The sequence below is a fragment of the uncultured Maribacter sp. genome (assembly GCF_963977385.1).
Taxonomy (GTDB): domain Bacteria; phylum Bacteroidota; class Bacteroidia; order Flavobacteriales; family Flavobacteriaceae; genus Maribacter.
Genome location: NZ_CAXBOU010000004.1, coordinates 39529 through 59006, shown reverse-complemented (window position 1 = coordinate 59006; position 19478 = coordinate 39529). Strand labels below are relative to the sequence as shown.

The following is a 19478-nucleotide window of genomic DNA, read 5'->3' as shown; positions in this document are numbered from 1 at the left end:
ATTCAATTTGTACTTTTAACCCTTACACTTATATTACTATAAAATGGCTGACCAAAAAAGACTCTTTTTATTAGATGCTTATGCACTGATATTCCGTGGTTATTACGCACTCATAAAAAACCCTAGAATCAATTCACAAGGTATGGACACCTCTGCTATTATGGGGTTCATGAATTCTTTATTTGATGTGATACGCCGTGAAAAACCTGACCATTTAGCTGTCTGTTTTGATAAAGGAGGTAGTGCAGAACGTACCGATTTGTTCCCAGAATATAAAGCTAATAGATCAGAGACACCAGATGCCATTCGTATTGCCGTACCTTATATTCAAGAGATATTAAAGGCGATGCATATTCCTGTAGTAGTAAAAGAAGGATGGGAAGCAGATGACATCATTGGGACTTTAGCAAAACAAGCAGAAAAAGAAGAGTACAAAGTTTTTATGGTTACGCCAGATAAAGATTTTGGGCAGTTAGTTTCTGAAAATATCTTTATGTATCGCCCAGCAAGAATGGGTAACGGAATTGAAATTTGGGGTATTCCTGAAATTCAAAAGCGTTTTGGAGTCGAGAGACCTGAACAAGTTATTGACTATTTAGGAATGATGGGTGACGCAAGTGACAATATTCCCGGCCTACCCGGTGTTGGTGATAAAACAGCAAAAAAGTTTATTGCTGATTTTGACTCCATGGAAAACCTTTTTGAAAATACCGATAAACTTAAAGGTAAGATGAGAGAAAAGGTAGAAGCCAATAAGGAATTGGGACTTTTATCTAAAAAATTAGCTACCATTTGTTTAGATGTCGATGTTACTTTTAATGCTAGCGATTATGAAATGTCTGAACCAAATGCCGAAGAAGTTCAGAAAATATTCGAGGAACTTGAGTTTAGAAGATTAAAAGATCAGTTTATAAAATTATTTTCTTCAGAAACCGAAGAAACCCCAGTACAAACTTCAAATGCCCCAGTAACTAAAAAGGAAAATCAGGATGCTGGTTCTGGACAGTTCTCATTATTTGGAAGTCCAGCAGATTCTGGAGCTACCGTTAAAGATTACTCAAGTAGACAAACCATTGCAGATGTTGCACATTCTTACCAAAGTGTTGCTTCTGGCATGGCTATGAAGTTATTTCTTAAAAATTTAATGCAACAATCATCAGTTTGTTTTGATACAGAAACCACCGGTTTAGACCCATTAACAGCAGAATTGGTCGGTATTGCTTTCTCCTGGGAAGCAACAAAAGGATTCTACATTCCCTTCACGGATAACAAAGAGGAAGTACAAACACTTTTAGAAGAATTGCGCCCTTTCTTTGAAGCAGAAACTATAGAAAAAATAGGTCAGAATCTCAAGTATGATATTAAGGTTTTAGATAAATACAATATTGATGTTAAAGGACCTTTGTTCGATACCATGTTGGCTCACTATCTAATTAACCCAGATATGCGTCACAATATGGATGTATTAGCAGAAACATACCTTAACTACACTCCAGTATCAATTACAGAGCTTATTGGCAAGAAAGGTAAAAATCAGTTGAGTATGCGCGATGTTCCATTAGAGAAACAAACAGAATATGCCGTAGAAGACGCAGATATCACCTATCAATTAGCGCAACATTTTAGACCAGAATTAAAAGAGGCAAATACAGAGAAATTATTTCAAGACATAGAAATACCATTGTTACGTGTTTTAGCAGATATGGAATTGGAGGGAATTAATTTGGATGAAGAATTCCTGAATTCACTTTCTTCAGATTTGAATAGCGATATTGCCATGCTTGAAAAGAAAATATATGAAGCCGCAGGTGAGGAATTTAATATTGGCTCCCCAAAACAACTAGGAGAAATTCTGTTTGATAAATTAAAATTAGTAGCCAAGCCTAAAAAGACCAAAACAGGTCAGTATTCCACTGCAGAAGATGTATTGTCGTACTTAGCAAAAGACCATGAAATCATTCAAAATGTATTGGATTACAGAGGTCTTGCAAAACTAAAAAGCACCTATGTAGACGCATTGCCAGAACAGGTAGAACCATTAACTGGTCGTGTTCATACGGATTATATGCAGACAGTAGCTGCTACGGGTCGTTTAAGTAGTAATAATCCAAATTTGCAGAATATTCCAATACGTACCGAGCGAGGTCGTCAAGTTCGTAAAGCTTTTATTCCAAGAGATGAAAATTATACGTTGTTAGCCGCAGATTATTCACAAATAGAGCTACGTATCATTGCAGCTTTAAGCGAAGAGACTACCATGATCGAGGCTTTTAAAAATGGAGAAGACATTCATGCATCTACAGCATCAAAAGTATTTAATGTGCCGTTAGAAGAAGTAACCAGAGAGCAACGAAGTAATGCCAAAACTGTAAACTTTGGTATCATCTATGGCGTTTCTGCTTTTGGTTTAAGCAACCAAACAGACTTATCTCGTTCAGAAGCAAAAGAGTTAATAGATACGTATTACAAGACCTACCCTAAACTTCGAAACTACATGAGCGAACAAGTAGATTTTGCTCGTGATAATGGATATGTACAGACCGTTTTAGGAAGAAGAAGATATTTAAAGGATATCAATGGCAGTAATGCCATAGTTCGTGGAGCTGCAGAGCGAAATGCAGTAAATGCCCCGATTCAAGGAAGTGCAGCAGATATTATTAAAATTGCCATGATCAATATTCACAAAAAACTTGAAGACGGTAATTACAAATCTAAAATGCTACTTCAAGTGCATGATGAATTAGTCTTTGATATTTACAAACCAGAATTAGAAGAATTGAAGACTTTAATTAAATCTGAGATGGAAAATGCATTTACAATTGCAGTTCCTTTAGATGTTGAAGTGGGTGTTGGAGAAAATTGGTTGGTGGCGCATTAAGACTTGCTAATTGTAATGCTTTTACCAAAACATACAAGTTTATGATTGTAGTATTTTAACGAAAAAATTGTGTTAATATAATCTTAACCTTTAAATTCGTCATAGACACTTTACAACCATTACTATGATTAAAAACTACTCTAGGCTGCTATTGGCAGCCCTCTTTTTGTTTTATCTACAACTTTCCGCACAAGGTAATGCAGCTTCAGATAGAGATGCTCTGATTGCTATTTATAATGCTACCGATGGTGACAATTGGACTAATTCATGGGACTTAAGTGCTCCTACAAGTACATGGGGCGGGGTTACATTAGACGCATCAAATAGAGTAGTTGAACTTAGGTTCAATTTTTTCGTGCAGGGTTCATTAACCGGTAGTATTCCCGAAGACCTTGGCGACTTGACTGAGCTTAAAATCTTACTTATAGTAAACAATTCTAGTATTACTGGTTCTATACCAAGTAGCATTGGTAATTTATCTAAATTAGAACAACTTGAAATATCTTCAAGTTTTTCCGGTACGATACCTGCAAGTTTTTTTAATCTATCAAATTTAAAGGTCGTAAGAATTACAACAGGAAATCAACTTACTGGTAGCGCCATATTAAATTCATTTACGTCCTTAACCAATCTAACAGATTTAGATATAAGTTACAACAACTTCACAGGTATTATTCCAAGTTCTATTCAAAATTTAACGAATCTTAAAACGTTAAGACTTAACAATAATAATTTGACGGGGACTTTACCAGATGCATTAGGCAATATGCCAAATTTAGAAACTTTAGACCTTCGATTCAATGAGTTTACAGGTGTTATACCCCCTGCGCTAGGCAACCTTAGTAATCTTAAATTATTAAACTTAGGCAACCTAAACCTCGAAACAACAATCCCTACATCTTTTGGGAATCTTACTAACTTAGAATCTTTATTCTTAGAGAGAACTGGCCTAATAGGCAATATACCAGTAGAGCTTGGTAATTTAACGAATCTTAATAGTCTTATTCTTTCTATAAATGACCTAACAGGTCCTATTCCTGAACAATTAGGGAACTTAACAAATCTTACTTATTTATTCCTAAGTTCAAATGATTTAACAGGAACAATACCCCCATCATTTAGCAACCTAGTAAATTTAAAAACCCTTGCTATCAATACCAATGATTTAGAAGGTACTATACCTATAGATTTTTCCAATTTAACACTTTTAGAAAACCTTAGATTATACTCTAACAACCTAACAGGAAATATCCCTACAGGATTAGCTAATTTAAATAATCTTAAATCTCTTGAATTTGCAACGAATGATTTATCGGGGAATGTTCCATTAATTGATTCACCCAATTTAACCTCCTTTAATATCAGTGGCAATCAATTCATTTTCGAAGACATAGAAGATAATATTTCTATGTTTGACAACATTTCTCGTTATAATAATCAATCTAGGATAGACGATATAACAACTATTGATTTAATAAAAGGTGAGTCAACTACTCTAGAAGTAGAAGAAACTGCTAGCTCCCATAATTCTTATCAATGGAGAAAAGATGGTGCTGAAATTACTGGCGCAACTCAACGTACATTGTTTATAGAAGATGTTTCACTTTCTGATGCCGGAAGTTACACCTGCATAGTAAATAACAGTATCGCCACAGAATTAACACTTGTTCGATATCCTATTACGGTCATTGTCACGTCTACTGATGATGATGAAGACGGAGTTCCGAATGATATTGACCAATGTTCGAACACACCAATGGGTGTTGAAGTAGATAGCCAAGGCTGTATCATAACAGACCCAACACAAACTAATTTTTTACAAAATTTCAGTTTTGAGAATTGGTCAGGTAACCCCCTAACACCAAATAACTGGACTATCACCAATGCAAACAGTATTATAAGAAATACTGAAGCAACAGATGGCAATTATTCTCTAGAAATTGATTTAAATAATTCATTACAATTTAAAACAGAATTACAAAATACAGCTACCATACAATTAGCTACCAATACCACATACAAGTATAGCTTTGATTATAAAATAAAAAGAGGTGACAACGTAAGTGCAGAGATACAAATATCAAAAGATGGCAATCCGTTTGGTATAAGAATCGCTGATGAATTTGTCGGGTTTGTAAGTGACGGTGCTTGGCATACCTTTTCATTTGAATTCGATACAAACGATATCGATGAAGACCATATCTTTAAATTAGTCATTAGAGCAAATACCGCCATAACGGGCATAATACAAATAGACAACATGCGTGTACTTGGAGAAGCACTTGCAGATGCCGATAACGATGGTATTTTAGATGATAATGACCTATGCCCAAATACCCCTTCAACGGTGTTAGCCGTAGATGAGAATGGTTGTGAGATCAACATAGACACATCAAACCTATTAGAAGATCCAAGTTTTGAAGATTGGTCTCTAAATGGTGGCACTAATTTGAGAAGTTGGGGCATAAATCTAATACCCGGAAGCTCTTGGAACAAGAATGAAGACATTAGTGATAACTTACTTTATAGCTTAGAGTTAACCACGGGAGATAATGGCTCTAACGCCTCCTCTATATTTCAAAATGACATTGAATTGTTTAATGGTGTCGAATATTTAATAAGTATTGATTACAAAGTTTTAGAAGGTACTTTCAGTTCTTTGGAACTTGAATTAACTACCGGCTTTTTTGAAACTTTTGAAATCTTTACAATTGACCCAACAGATGCTGGCTGGCAAACACTGACCAGAACATTTACGGCAGATTCAAATGCTTTGGCTGATTTAAGAGTAACGGTAGTTTCAAATCAGGCACAACGAAGAATTCTTTTGGACAATATGGTCTTGAAAGTAAATGTTGCTACAACAGATACAGACAATGACGGTGTTGAAGACACAAATGACAATTGCCCTAATACTCCATCAGGAGATACAGTTGATGCTAATGGCTGCACAGTTAATACAATTACAGATTCCGACAATGACGGCGTAATAGATGCTGATGATGATTGCCCTAATACACCTGCGGGTGAAACTGTAAATGTAAAAGGATGTGCTTTGGACCAAAATCCTTTACCAGAAATTTCAAATAACGGTATTCAAGTGAAAGTGACCAGCACCAGTTGCCCTGATAAGGCCAACGGAGAAATTTCAGTTTCTTTTGATGAAGACTATAACTATACCTTACAGATTACTGGACTTTTATTAGACAACACATTTAGCAATATAAGTAGCACAGATGGCTTGGTTCGGTCAAATCTTTCTTCTGGCACTTACACGGTTTGCGTAACAATACCAGAATCCCCAAACTATGAACAATGTTTTAATGCTATAGTAGAAACACCTGAAGAGTTCAATTCCGGTAAAACAGTTATAGATTATACCACACAAAAAGCAAGTATTGTTGTATCTGGAAGTAAGAATTATGAGGTATTGGTGAATGATAAAATTTATTCGTTCCAATTTGACAATACTACCAATCAACAATTATCCTTTCCATTGGATAAAGGTTCAAACCTTATATCTATTGAAACCGACAAAATATGCCAAGGTGTTTTTAACGATAGTGTAATTGTAAATAATGCCATCCTATCTCCTAACCCGGTTGCAGATGTTTTAAAAGTTGAGGGACTTGAAAGTATGGGCGATGCTCAAATTGTTATATCTAATCTGAACGGAACAACCGCACTACTAGAAAGCAAACAAATTACAAGCGGCATATTAGAAATGAATATATCAAGCCTTTCACCAGGCATTTACATATTGACAATTACAAACGGTGAAAAGGATATCAACATTAAATTTGTAAAAAAATGAAAATAGCTATAAAATTAATTTTAGTAACGATATTACTGGCATCCTGTGGAGGTAAGGATAACAATAACCCTTCTCCACCTGACGAAACGGAAAAAGAACTGGGAGCTTTCAACCTGGTATTCCCTGATAACAATTTAATTTGTACAGAAGGTGAGGACAATGGTACTGATGGTGTAAATATTGAATTTCAATGGTCCGCTTCTTCCAACGCAACATCTTATGAGCTAGAAATTACCAATCAAGAGAACAGCACTATTGACAAACGTACTGCTAATACCAACTCTCTTACTGTTGGGTTACCTAAAGGAACTCAATTTTCATGGTCTGTTTCGGCAATAGTAGATTCAAACACTTTATCGACCGATTCTTGGAACTTCTATTCAGAAGGTTCAACTACAGAAAACTTTGCTCCTTTTCCAGCAGAAATCAGTGTTTCAGATAATGGTGATGGTTCAGTAACCGCCTCTTGGGTAGGTGAAGACTTAGATGACGATTTGGCTAATTATGATGTATATATCGGTGCTACAGAGATTTTAGAATTGATATTAGAGAACACAACAGCTTTAAGCATAACCTATAACATAACTGCGGGGCAGCAGTATACAATTAAAGTAATTTCGAAAGACAGTAACAACAATTCGTCTACCAGTGAAACATATTTTGCTTTCTAGAAAGTTAAAGTTTATTTAAAGCTAGACGAAAACATATTTTACAAACGTTAGCATATAGCGTACTTCTACTATGAGGTACGCTATTTTTTATGAAACGTCTTTTTATTATATCATTTTTTCTACTTCTTAGTGCAATAACATTGTCTGCACAAGAGAATAAATATGACATAAAGATTTTTCCCAACCCAGCCACCAATGTCATAAATGTTCTTGGTTTAAAAAATGACACAAATGCTGCAATAAGTATTAGGAATAGTTATGGAACGCAAGTTATCTTCCACCAATGGGATATTAAACGAAATGCCCTTAACATTCCCGTATTTAATCTTGAAAAAGGATTGTATATGATTACAATACAATCGGAACTTCAAAATGTAAAAGCAAAGTTTTACAAGCAATAAAAAACCCTCACACGGTGTGCAAAGGTTAATATTTATTATATGAGATTTAAGCTTTTATCGCTTAATGAATATTAATCGTCCGTCTTCAGAAAAGTTAGGAATATCAAGATCACTTGCATCAACAGTCATAATATCCCCATCTATTGTTACTCCTATAGTCAACTCTTCACCATTTTCATCTATGGTGGTTACCGTTTCTCCATCAAAAGTATAAGTGCTTTCAGTTTCATCTGACTCTGTAGGGCAAGGAATATCTAAACCCGTTGCAGTCGCGTTTACTTCTACATAATTCGATGAATTAGAAGCGGTAGCCGTCAAATCTTCGTTAAACTGCAATGTTATAATGTAACAATCTTTATTCGTCAGAAAATCTAAAATTTGCTTGCCAAATTTAACATCATCATTTGCCGTTTCATTATCAATTTCAAGCTCAGTAGCATCCCATGTACCTATAATAGTAGTACTGGCAACTTCAGCTTCTACCCCATCTTCGTTTTTGTCTGAACTACAAGAAATTAGTACTAGAGCCATTCCTATACAAGATAAAATATGTTTATACATAATCGTTAAATTTGGTTATCAACCTTTTAAAACGAAAATATTCATAAATTATTTCAATAACCTTTGATTGAACTACTCACTCATCCAGCCTGGCACCAATAATTTGGCACAAAAACAATAAAGTCGTCAACACATAGAATATTATCCCATCCACTATTTGAAAAAAAACATCAATAATAATTGACTAACCAGCTGGCATTGGTGCAGCAGTATAATCCTTACTCATTTATAAGGTGTCATTTCTAGCATTTAAAATAAATATAATTTAAAAAAATAAGTTCAAATAAAGGTATTTACCCATAATAAGACGTTCTTTGATTAATTGACTCTGAAGGCTGAGTGACTCAAAAAAAACAGTTCATTTATACAAAAATGGTATCAAAATAGAGGACTTTAACAAAATTGTATTTGTTTTAAATTACTATGAAATTGCATTTGCAATAAAAATGTGAAAAATAAAGAAACAAGTATTTGTTATTCAAGTTAATAATCGTAGATTTGCAGCCCCTTTGACGGGATTGATTAAAATAATAGTTAAAAATAGCAGTAGTGGATACATTAAGTTATAAGACCGTTTCGGCCAACAGAACAACTGTAAACAAAGAGTGGTTATTGGTAGATGCCGAAGGAGAAACATTAGGACGCATGGCTTCAAAAGTCGCCTATTTGTTAAGAGGAAAGCACAAACCAAGCTTCACCCCTCATGTTGATTGTGGTGATAATGTTGTTATAATCAACGCAGAGAAAATAGTTCTTTCGGGAAATAAATGGTCGGATAAGACTTATTTAAGATACACAGGCTACCCAGGTGGTCAACGTTCTACTAGCGTAAAACAATTGTTGGAAAAAAATCCAGAAGGTATTCTTGAAAAAGCAATAAAAGGGATGTTACCTAAAAATAGATTAGGAGCGGAACTTTTCAGAAACCTAAAAGTTTACGCAGGTACTGAACATGGTCAAGAGGCTCAGAAACCTACTGTTGTTAATCTAAAAGACATTAAATAAGATGGAAGTAATTCATAAAATTGGTCGTAGAAAGACCGCTGTAGCTAGAGTATATCTTTCTGATGGAAATGGAGACATTACTATTAACAATAAAGATTTAAGTGTATACTTTCCAACTGCAACACTTCAGTATAAAGTAAAACAACCTTTCACATTAACTGAAAGTTTAGATACTTACAATGTAAAAGTAAATGTTTACGGTGGTGGTATTACTGGTCAAGCAGAAGCAATACGTCTTGCACTTTCTAGAGCAATGTGTGAAATTGATGCTGAGAACAGAACTATCTTAAAGCCAGAAGGTTTATTAACAAGAGACCCAAGAATGGTTGAACGTAAGAAATTCGGTCAGAAAAAAGCACGTAAAAAATTCCAATTCTCGAAACGTTAATTCGAATTACAAAAGCACCAGGCACTCTTTATGGGTGCCTGTTTTATATTTTTTATCATACTGGAAAATCCAGATTATTAACAAGTTCATTGAAAGTCCATCACGGACAATTAAAAATCCTTTAATCACTTTAAGATTTAAGGTAAATTAGTTTAGCATCTAAATGGTGAAGGCTTTTGCTCAATTGCAAATACCACTTTATCATTGCTAATTCATAAGAACGTAAACTAAATTTAAAATGGCGAGAGTCGAAGTAAAACAATTATTAGAAGCAGGTGTACATTTTGGTCACCTAACAAGAAAGTGGAATCCAAACATGGCTCCTTACATCTACATGGAGCGTAATGGTATTCACGTAATCAACCTTTACAAAACAGTTGCAAAATTAGACGAGACCAATGAGGCTCTTAGTAAAATTGCAGCATCAGGTAGAAAAATACTTTTCGTAGCTACCAAAAAACAAGCAAAGGACATTGTTGCTGAAAAAGCAGGGAATGTAAACATGCCTTACATCACTGAAAGATGGCCAGGTGGTATGTTGACCAATTTCGTTACTATTCGTAAAGCTGTAAAGAAAATGGCTTCTATCGATCGTATGAAAAAGGACGGTACATTCTTAACTCTTTCTAAAAAAGAAAGACTTCAAGTAGATCGTTTACGTGCAAAATTAGAAAAGAACTTAGGTTCTATTTCTGAAATGACACGTTTACCAGGCGCTTTATTCATCGTTGATACGATGAGAGAGCACATTGCTGTTAAAGAAGCTCAAAAATTGAACATTCCTATTTTCGCAATGGTCGATACCAACTGTGACCCTAGAGATGTAGATTATTTAATACCTTCTAATGATGATGCTTCTAAGTCAATTGACATCATTATGACTGAAGTTACCAATGCGGTTGCCGAAGGTCTTGCAGAACGTAAGTCTGAAAAAGGTGATGCTGCTGAAGGTAAATCTGATGCAAAAAAAGAAAAAGCTCCTAAGAAAAAAGAAGCTGCTGATAAACCAGCGCCAACTCCTGAAAAAGTTGACACAAAACCAGCTCCGGTAGTTGCTAAAGTACCAGACGTTGAAGTTAATGTTGAGGCTACTAAAGAAGCTGTTGAAAAAGAAGCAAAAGTTGAGGCAGATGACTTAACTAAAGTGGAAGGTATCGGACCTAAAGCTGCTGAAGCATTAGTTGCTGCAGGAATAGTTACTTTCTCTGACCTTTCTAAAGGGGATGCTGAAAAAATCAAAACAATCTTAACAGAGGCAAGTTCAAGAATGGCTCATTTAGATCCAACCTCTTGGCCAAAGCAAGCTAAAATGGCTGCTGATGGTAAATGGGATGAACTTAAAGAATGGCAAGACAACACTAAAGGTGGTGTAGAATAAGTAACTACATTTTTTTATATAAACAAATTAAGAATAACCCCTAAAACGGGTACACTAAAAGTAAAAGAAATGGCAAAGATTACAGCCGCAGAAGTTAATAGATTAAGAAAAACGACAGGTGCAGGAATGATGGATTGCAAAAATGCTTTAGTTGAAGCTGAAGGCGATTTTGAAACTGCAATTGAAGTTCTTCGTAAAAAAGGTCAAAAAGTAGCAGCAAAAAGAGCCGATAGAGATTCTTCTGAAGGTGCTGCTATCGCTAAAGTAAATGATGCTCATACAAATGGCGTAATCATTTCACTTAATTGCGAGACTGATTTCGTAGCTAAAAACGAAACTTTTGTAACGTTGGCAACTGAATTAGCAGATTTAGCAATCAATTACGATTCTAAAGATGCATTCTTAGCCGCCGATTACAAGGGTATGACTGTTCAAGAAAAACTTATTGAACAAACAGGTGTTATTGGCGAAAAGATTGAAATCGGAGGTTTTGAAACATTAAGTGCTCCTTTTGTAGGTTCATACATTCATGCAGGAAATAAAATTGCTGTTCTAACAGGACTTTCAGCTGCGGTTGATGGTGCAGAAGAAGTTGCAAAAGATGTTTCTATGCAAGCTGCAGCTATGAACCCAGTTGCATTGAATGAAGATGGTGTTGATCAATCGGTAATCGATAAAGAAATTGAAATTGCAAAAGATCAATTACGTCAAGAAGGTAAGCCAGAAGCAATGCTTGATAATATTGCAAAAGGTAAATTAAAGCGTTTCTTTAAAGACAACACCTTGGTTAATCAAGATTTCATTAAAGACAGTAAACAAAGTGTTTCTCAATACGTAAAATCTATTGATTCTAATTTAGAAGTAATAGGGTTTAAAAGAGTTGCATTAGGTTAATTACAATACAACTAACTCAATAAAAAACCGTCTTACTGTTAAAAGTAGACGGTTTTTTTATTTCCACTATGTTAAATAAAAACAAAACTTATTCAAATAGTTAGACTAGCCCTTTAACCAAGCATTTCTTAAAGCCGTCAAATTACTATCCACTTCTTTTAAAGGAACTATCTTTTTGACATTTTTAGAAGGTTGCCCCACCTTTCCCTCAACTGAAACTACCTCTCCATTTCGTTCAACAGTTATATTAACCACAGTTTCAGGAACCCAACCAAAGCTTTCACCTATTATCGACCTTATTGATTCAATTGTAATTTCACTACCATTTATAGATTTAAAAACATCACCCCCCTGTAATTTCAAATCAGAAAAAAAGGAGTTCAAATCAATACCCTTTCTAATGTAAACAACACTATCATTTTCAACATCTACATCAATATAAGGTACTTGACCATCAAAAAAATATCCTGCTGGCTCTTCAACATTCGAAATACCCAAACCAACCTTTTCTAAAAATACCTCATAATTAATTGGTCTATTACCTACAACATGTTGCTTAAAAAAAGAATCTACCTCAGGGTAAGTCATAGAAACAATTTCATCTAACAAAGCTTTATCTTCAAAAGGTACATTGGCACCATATTTTTTAGAGAGCTCTTTCATAAGCCACAACATACCTTTTTCACCATTACTTTTCTCCCGTAGTAAAATATCTAAACACATATTAATTAAAGCACCCTTTTCATAAACATTGGCATAATTTTCCTCGTAAGGCTCTTCTAAAATATTCTCGCTCATTAAAGTAAAAGACATGTTATCATCATAATACTTTGCATTATTCATCTTTTCCAACATGCGAACATAGAAATCATCTTCAGTTATCAAACCCTGTTGAATTTGAAATAGATTAGCAAAATATTCAGTTGTTCCTTCATACATCCACAAGTGCATTGACATCTTAGGATCATTGAAATCAAAATATTGTATCTCTCTAGAATGAACGGATAAAGGTGTTACAATATGAAAAAATTCATGAGACACAACATCTACCATAGCTTGCTCCAAAGGTTCTAAAGGCATAGCTTCTGGCAACACTACCACAGTAGAAGTATGATGTTCTAAAGCGCCAAAACCTTTAGCATCTAATGTATTCACATCTGATAAATAAAGTAAAATATTATACTCTTTTGTACTATTGACTTCCCCAAGAAATCTCTTTTGAGCCCCCATCATTGCCATCATTCTTTCTTTCAAATCTGATGCTTTATAAACCCCGTTCGGCGAAAAAAGACTTAGGGTAACAGTAATTCCATTAATTTCAAAAGTTTCACTATTAGCCTTAGCGTACATAATAGGATTATCAATGACCTCAAAATATCTATCAGCTACAAAAACATCTTTATCCCCATTTACATATTCCGTTTTCTTCTTCAATGATGTAGTAGAAATTAAACAATTAGGTTTTAAAATTTCTAAACGATAGGCGATCTCTTTTAAACCATCAAAATACCCAACAAACCCATGAAGATTAAGCATGTAATTGCTTCCTTTAGAAATATTGGTTCCCGCAGGTGAAAATACGGCCTCTACAACTTCGTTTTCAGTATCATACGTATCATTTACCCAATACTTAATCTTATCAAGCTGTACTCCATTGACAATATTCCACGAGTTTTCATCTAGCTTACTAGCTTCAAGCTGATTTCCTTCATAATCAAGCGCTATAAAATCCTGAATATATTTACCATAATTATCCGTACTATATGTACCAGGAACCGTTTTAGGTATTCTAAACAACACTGTTTCGGTAGTAAAAACACCAGGATTTATTTCTACCTGTACTCGGTCATCAACTACATTAACTAAATCAATTGTAGTTAATATTGGACTACCATTATTAGATAATATCGATTTACCAGCTCCGCAAGCATAACAAAGAAATGCTAGAGCGAAGACTATTATAATTTTTCTCATAGTAAATAAAGTATTTTACTTTTTAATTTTAGGATACCAAAGATATATAATCTGCTATACACCTTTTAGTATCAATTATGTTTTGCTTCAATTAAATATTGACAACACCCATCGAATATTTTCATTATTTTTGATGGCAAATAAAAAATTAAGATGCACTACAAAAGAATTCTTCTAAAATTAAGTGGCGAAGCCCTAATGGGTGAAAAGCAATATGGTATTGATTCCAACAGGCTTAATGAATACGCAGAAGAGATTAAAGAAGTAGTAGAGAAAGGTATTGAAGTGGCTATTGTTATTGGTGGAGGAAATATTTTCCGTGGATTAGCAGGAGCAGCGACAGGAATGGACCGAGTTCAGGCAGATCATATGGGTATGCTTGCAACTGTTATAAATGGTCTTGCCTTACAAAGTGCATTAGAGTTGTGTGGTGTTCAAACTAGACTGCAGTCAGCAATAAAAATAAATGAAGTAGCCGAACCTTTCATAAGAAGGAGAGCAATGAGACACCTAGAAAAAGGTAGAGTAGTTATATTCGGAGGTGGTACAGGAAACCCTTATTTCACGACCGATTCTGCAGCAGTTTTAAGAGCTATTGAAATAGAAGCAGACGTAATTTTAAAAGGCACCCGTGTAGACGGTATTTATACAGCAGACCCAGAGAAAGATAAAAACGCAACGAAATTTGATTCTATATCTTTTAATGACGTCCTTAAAAAAGGACTTAAAGTTATGGATACGACTGCCTTTACATTAAGTCAAGAAAATGAACTACCAATTGTAGTTTTTGATATGAACAAAAAAGGAAACTTACTTAAAATTGTTGACGGCCAAAGTATTGGTACAACAGTCAATATTTAATTTTGGTACAGTTTATGTTTCGAGAAAATAATATAATTGCTTTATGAACGAAGAAGTACAATTTGTTTTAGACGCGACAAAAGAAGGAATGGATGCTGCTATGTCACATCTTGAGCGTGAATTTTTAAAAATTAGAGCAGGTAAAGCAAGCCCTGCCATGTTATCATCCGTTTTAGTGGATTATTATGGTTCGCAAACTCCATTATCCCAAGTAGCCAACGTTAATACTCCAGATGGACGAACTATTTCTGTTCAACCATGGGAAAAGGGAATGCTACAAGAGATTGAAAAAGCAATTATGAATGCCAACTTAGGCTTCAACCCAATGAATAACGGCGATTTAATTATCATTAATGTTCCACCATTAACAGAGGAAAGAAGAATACAACTTACAAAACAGGCTAAGGCAGAAGCGGAACACGCAAAAGTAGGCGTGCGTAGTGCTAGGCAAGATGCAAATAAGGAAATAAAAGATCTTGATATCTCTGAAGACCTTCAGAAAAATGCAACTGCAGATGTTCAAGAATTAACCGACGGGTATACCAAAAAAATTGATGACTTCTTATCAAAAAAAGAGGCAGAAATTATGAAAATATAGTTTCAAAACATTTTTTTAATAGAATAAGCTACCTGATACTGGTAGCTTTTTTTATTTACTATAAATTTTAAACTTTTCTATTTAGGAACAAATGTACCTATTGGTTACCTTTGACGCCTGCAAAAACAGTTATGGTAGCTAAACTAACTAAAGGATTTTGGCCTAAAACGGCAAACATTATTCTGAGAAACAGAATCCTAATCATTCTTCTCATCATCGGATTTACAATTTTCATGGCCATGCAGTGGCAATACATGCGATTTTCTAGTTCGCAGACCAATTTGTTACCAGATGATCACCCAGTAAATATAGAATATCAAGATTTTCTTAGCAAGTTTGGTGAAGAAGGCAACGCTGTAGTTTTTGCAATACGTGATAGTGCACTCTTTAAACCTACCAATTTCAATCGATGGAATAAATTAAGCAAACAACTAGGTGCATTCCCAGAAGTAGAATTCGTTTTATCTACAGACAATCTTCAAGAACTTTACAAGGACAATGAGAAGCAAGAATTTAAAATGCGCCCTTTAATTTCTAGTGAATTAAAATCTCAGAAAGAAATCGATAGCATCACCAATCATTTATTCAACGACCTACCCTTTTACGAAAATCTACTATTTAATAAAGAGAGTAAAACACTTCGTACAATAATATATTTAGATAAGGATATTGTAAATACGACAGTTAGAAAAGACTTCATTTTACAGGACTTAAATTCATTAGTACATAATTTCGAAAAAGAAACGAATTTAGACGTTCATATATCTGGCATGCCATATGTAAGAACAATGAATTCACAGAATATTATCGATGAAATCGGTAAATTTATTTTGGCAGCTCTTGGTGTTACTTCCATAATCTTCTTCTTCTTTTTTAGAAGCATAAGAGCTACCGTAATTTCAATGTGTGTAGTTATCATTGGTGTAATGTGGGCCTTCGGCTTACTCGGACTGCTGCAGTATGAAATAACAGTACTTACCGCACTTATTCCTCCTTTAATTATTGTAATTGGTATTCCAAATTGTATTTTCTTAATTAATAAATACCAACAGGAAGTTAAAAAACATGGTAATCAGGCGCTTTCATTACAGCGAGTGATTTCTAAAATCGGGAACGCCACATTGATGACTAATATCACCACTGCATCAGGTTTCGCAACATTTATTATAACAGATAGTAAGCTTTTAAAAGAATTTGGTATTGTGGCCTCTATCAACATACTAGGCATCTTTGTTCTTTCCCTACTTATTATTCCGATAGTATATAGTTTCATGCCTTTACCTAAGACAAAGCATTTAAAACACTTAAACAAAAAATGGATTGATGCCTTTGTAAGTTGGATGGAACGTATCGTAAGACACCGTAGAATAACAGTCTACATTGTTTCTATTGCTTTATTGGTTATTAGTATTATTGGTATTTATCAAATTAAAATATCAGGAAGTCCGATAGAGGATATGCCAAAGAATGCCGAGTTCTTTCATGATATCCGTTTTTTCGAAAAGGAATTTAAAGGCATTATGCCTGTTGAAATAGTGGTGGACACTAAAACACCAAAAGGAGTTTTAAAACCAGCTACTCTTAAACGAATGAATGAACTTGGGGAAGTCATTGAAGATATCCCAGAGCTTTCTTCGCCAGTATCAGTGGTTAATTTAGTAAAATACTCTAAACAAGCCTTTTACAATGGTATACCAAAGTATTATCAATTACCTACAAGTCAAGAGAATAGTTTCATTATGGATGTTGCGAGAAAATCTTCGGACAATAGCGACCTACTAAAATCATTTGTAGATAGTACCGGACAAACTGCAAGAATTACCACATTTATGCGAGATGTTAATACCAGCCGCATGGAACAAATTGAAGAACGTTTAATGGAACATATTTCAAAAATATTTCCTGCTGAACGATATAATGTTTACATGACTGGTAGTGCACTTTTATTCTTAAAAGGAACAAAGTACCTCGTTAAAAACTTAATCATGTCACTTGCATTGGCTATTGGTTTAATTGCCTTATTCATGGCCTATCTTTTTAGGTCTTTTAGAATGATAATCATTTCATTGATTCCAAATTTACTGCCACTGGTGATTACCGCAGGCATTATGGGCTTTGTTGGAGTTCCTATAAAACCCTCTACTATTTTAGTATTCAGTATCGCATTCGGAATTTCGGTCGATGACACCATACATTTCTTGGCGAAATACAGACAGGAGTTAACCGCAAACAATTGGAGAATAGAAAAATCGGTTTATAACGCCCTTCGAGAAACTGGTGTAAGTATGTTTTACACTTCAATAGTTTTGTTTTTCGGATTTTCGGTCTTTGTGATTTCAAATTTTGGGGGCACAGTAGCTTTAGGGTCTTTGGTTTCTGCAACACTACTTCTAGCAATGTTGGCAAACCTTATTCTGTTACCTTCACTACTACTATCATTAGAAAAGAGCATTGCTAATAAGCAAACGCTTAAAAAACCACAAATAGACATATTGCCACAAGATGAAAATAAAATTTAGATAAAATTCATTTTAGTATTGGTTTTATATAGCAACTTAAGCCAATTGTTTTTTAACAAAATCCTATCTTTGGCGTTTTAATTTTCAATTCGATCAGCATGCGTTCAGCTACTATAAAAGAACTATTATCAAGTAAAAATTTACTTCAAGAAATAACTATCAAAGGTTGGGTACGAACTTTTAGAAGCAATAGATTTATTGCTTTAAATGATGGCTCTACTTTGAATACAATTCAATGTGTTGTCGATTTTGAAAATTTTGATGAAGAATTATTGAAAAAAGTAAATACCGGAGCTGCATTAAAAATCACCGGTACACTTGTAGAAAGTCAAGGTAGAGGTCAATCTGTTGAAGTTCAAGTTTCGGCTTTAGAAGTATTGGGTATTGCCGACCCAGAAGAATACCCTATTCAACCTAAAAAACATTCTTTAGAATTTTTAAGGGAAAAGGCGCATTTAAGAATTCGCACGAATACGTTCGCTGCAATTATGCGTGTCAGGTCTACCCTATCTTTTGCTATTCACAATTACTTTAGAGAGAATGGGTTTAATTATTTTCACGCACCAATTATTACCGGATCAGATGCTGAAGGGGCAGGTGAAATGTTTAGGGTAACTACCTTAGACGAAAAGAATCCACCTTTAAATGATGACGGATCAGTTGATTACAAAGAAGATTTCTTCGGAAAAGAAACAAATTTGACTGTTTCAGGGCAATTAGAAGCTGAGGCATACGCAATGGCTTTGGGTAAAGTTTATACTTTCGGACCAACATTTAGAGCCGAAAACTCGAATACTTCAAGACATTTAGCAGAATTCTGGATGATTGAACCAGAAATGGCTTTCTTTGACTTAGACGCCAACATGGATCTAGCCGAAGATTTCATTAAGAATGTTATTTCATATACCCTAACACACTGTCAAGAAGATTTAGAATTTTTAGAAAAAAGGTTATTAGACGAGGAAAAAAGTAAGCCACAAGCTCAGCGAAGCGACATGGCGCTGATTGAAAAATTAAAATTTGTCGTTGATAACAATTTCAAAAGAGTAAGCTATACTGAAGCAATTGATATTCTTAAAAACTGTAAGCCTAATAAAAAGAAACAATTTCAATATCCTATTGAAGAATGGGGTACTGACTTACAAAGTGAGCATGAACGCTACCTTGTAGAAAAACATTTTAAATGTCCGGTTATTTTATTTGATTATCCAGCAAAAATTAAGGCGTTCTACATGCGCTTAAATGAAGATGGTAAAACCGTTAGAGCTATGGACATCTTATTTCCAGGTATTGGCGAAATAGTTGGTGGTTCACAAAGAGAAGAACGCTTAGACGTCCTTAAAGAGAAAATTAAGGATTTAGGCATTGATGAGAAAGAACTGTGGTGGTATCTAGATTTAAGAAAGTTTGGTACTGCAGAGCATAGTGGTTTTGGCCTTGGATTCGAACGATTAGTTCTATTCGCTACAGGTATGGGTAATATTAGAGATGTTATACCATTTCCTAGAACACCACAGAATGCCGAATTCTAAGTGG

General features: G+C 34.6%; 14 protein-coding genes. 12 read left to right on the top strand and 2 right to left on the bottom strand.

All coding sequences use genetic code 11. The features are described 5' to 3' along the window. Nucleotides 1-43: 43 nt before the first annotated feature. The 4 genes from polA to AAC084_RS06745 all read left to right on the top strand — a co-directional run bounded on the left by polA (nt 44) and on the right by AAC084_RS06745 (nt 7764). The gene (gene polA / locus AAC084_RS06760; protein ID WP_339838637.1) at nt 44-2878 is read left to right on the top strand and encodes a DNA polymerase I; all 2835 of its coding nucleotides are present in this window, start codon (nt 44-46) and stop codon (nt 2876-2878) included. 124 nt (nt 2879-3002) lie between these two features. Continuing rightward, on the top strand, nt 3003-6692 hold the full coding sequence (locus tag AAC084_RS06755; protein ID WP_339838634.1) for a leucine-rich repeat domain-containing protein: 3690 nt from the start codon (nt 3003-3005) through the stop codon (nt 6690-6692). Then, nucleotides 6689-7363: a hypothetical protein gene (locus AAC084_RS06750; RefSeq protein ID WP_339838631.1), complete on the top strand. Its 675-nt coding sequence runs from the start codon at nt 6689-6691 to the stop codon at nt 7361-7363. Before AAC084_RS06755 ends, AAC084_RS06750 begins: the two co-directional genes overlap by 4 nt. Before the next feature lie 89 nt (nt 7364-7452). After that, nucleotides 7453-7764, top strand: coding sequence for a T9SS type A sorting domain-containing protein (locus tag AAC084_RS06745; RefSeq protein WP_339838628.1), 312 nt, complete (start codon nt 7453-7455; stop codon nt 7762-7764). A 54-nt stretch (nt 7765-7818) separates the two neighbouring features. On the opposite strand, the gene AAC084_RS06740 is transcribed toward AAC084_RS06745, so the two are convergent. Beyond that, a complete protein-coding gene (locus AAC084_RS06740; protein WP_339838626.1) occupies nt 7819-8325 on the bottom strand; it encodes a hypothetical protein in 507 nt (168 codons plus the stop codon). A gap of 549 nt (nt 8326-8874) precedes the next feature. On the opposite strand from AAC084_RS06740, the gene rplM reads away from it, so the two are divergent. From rplM to tsf, 4 genes are all read left to right on the top strand, one after another. Next, nucleotides 8875-9330 carry a 50S ribosomal protein L13 gene (rplM, locus tag AAC084_RS06735; protein ID WP_339838623.1) on the top strand — a complete coding sequence of 152 codons (456 nt, stop codon included), beginning with the start codon at nt 8875-8877 and terminating at the stop codon, nt 9328-9330. A gap of 1 nt (nt 9331) precedes the next feature. Then, nucleotides 9332-9718, top strand: a complete 387-nt coding sequence (gene rpsI, locus AAC084_RS06730; RefSeq protein WP_027064994.1) for a 30S ribosomal protein S9 — start codon at nt 9332-9334, stop codon at nt 9716-9718. Nucleotides 9719-9956: 238 nt separating this feature from the next. After that, entirely contained in the window at nt 9957-11096 is a 1140-nt protein-coding gene (gene rpsB / locus AAC084_RS06725; protein ID WP_339838620.1) for a 30S ribosomal protein S2, read from the top strand. Nucleotides 11097-11165: 69 nt separating this feature from the next. Further along, nucleotides 11166-11990, top strand: a complete 825-nt coding sequence (tsf, locus tag AAC084_RS06720; RefSeq protein ID WP_339838618.1) for a translation elongation factor Ts — start codon at nt 11166-11168, stop codon at nt 11988-11990. Between the two features lie 105 nt (nt 11991-12095). On the opposite strand, the gene AAC084_RS06715 is transcribed toward tsf, so the two are convergent. Continuing rightward, entirely contained in the window at nt 12096-13964 is a 1869-nt protein-coding gene (locus AAC084_RS06715; RefSeq protein ID WP_339838616.1) for a peptidase M61, read from the bottom strand. Between the two features lie 153 nt (nt 13965-14117). Here AAC084_RS06715 and pyrH point away from each other — a divergent pair, with 153 nt between their 5' ends. The 4 genes from pyrH (at nt 14118) to asnS (ending at nt 19474) form a co-directional block, all read left to right on the top strand. Then, entirely contained in the window at nt 14118-14825 is a 708-nt protein-coding gene (gene pyrH, locus AAC084_RS06710) for a UMP kinase (RefSeq protein ID WP_339838613.1), read from the top strand. A 43-nt stretch (nt 14826-14868) separates the two neighbouring features. Next, nucleotides 14869-15423 (top strand): ribosome recycling factor, encoded by a 555-nt coding sequence (frr, locus tag AAC084_RS06705; RefSeq protein ID WP_339838610.1) that lies wholly within the window; start codon nt 14869-14871, stop codon nt 15421-15423. A 131-nt stretch (nt 15424-15554) separates the two neighbouring features. Beyond that, a complete protein-coding gene (locus tag AAC084_RS06700) occupies nt 15555-17942 on the top strand; it encodes an efflux RND transporter permease subunit (RefSeq protein WP_339838607.1) in 2388 nt (795 codons plus the stop codon). Between the two features lie 98 nt (nt 17943-18040). Then, nucleotides 18041-19474, top strand: a complete 1434-nt coding sequence (asnS, locus tag AAC084_RS06695) for an asparagine--tRNA ligase (protein ID WP_339838604.1) — start codon at nt 18041-18043, stop codon at nt 19472-19474. Nucleotides 19475-19478 lie beyond the last annotated feature (4 nt).